Origin of the sequence: Anabaena sp. CCY 0017 (assembly GCF_963920885.1) — a bacterium.
Taxonomy (GTDB): domain Bacteria; phylum Cyanobacteriota; class Cyanobacteriia; order Cyanobacteriales; family Nostocaceae; genus Nodularia.
This window is the reverse complement of record NZ_CAWUDG010000083.1, coordinates 1-388: the sequence shown is the minus strand read 5'-3', so window position 1 is coordinate 388 and position 388 is coordinate 1. Positions and strand designations below refer to the sequence as shown.

The following is a 388-nucleotide window of genomic DNA, read 5'->3' as shown; positions in this document are numbered from 1 at the left end:
GATGCCTTCGGCGAGCGCAGCTATCGCACCAACCTCACAAAATCGCGTTGCTCCCGTTCCAATTGCAGTCGTTGTAAAGTCGTTGTTTTACCACAACCAACAACACCTGTGATGGCAATCAAGCGACCTTGCCTGATTTGGGGTTTCAGTTCTTTGAATAGATTTGTCTGCTCAAGGGTCTCAAAATACCCCACATGATCTAAGGTACGTTTGAGACCAAAATAAGTCATGACATCACTCAACATGGCTTGTACCTGATAAAGGGTGGAAGAAATCGCGAATTTGTTTCATTACCTCCTGCTTATTGAGAGTAGACAGCAGAACCGCATCAATATACAGCACTTCCGTCTATTATGAGGTACACTTGATTAAAATATAAATACTTTTA

The 388-nt window shown here is 42.5% G+C and carries 1 protein-coding gene; it reads right to left on the bottom strand.

The features are described 5' to 3' along the window. Positions 1–20: 20 nt before the first annotated feature. Entirely contained in the window at positions 21–245 is a 225-nt protein-coding gene (locus ACM0OW_RS25795; protein WP_414553563.1) for a hypothetical protein, read from the bottom strand. Positions 246–388: the final 143 nt, after the last annotated feature.

Coding starts and splice junctions, on each gene's coding strand:
- ACM0OW_RS25795 (WP_414553563.1), bottom strand. CDS start 245: ATGTTGAGTGATGTCATGACTTATTTTGGTCTCAAACGTACCTTAGAT.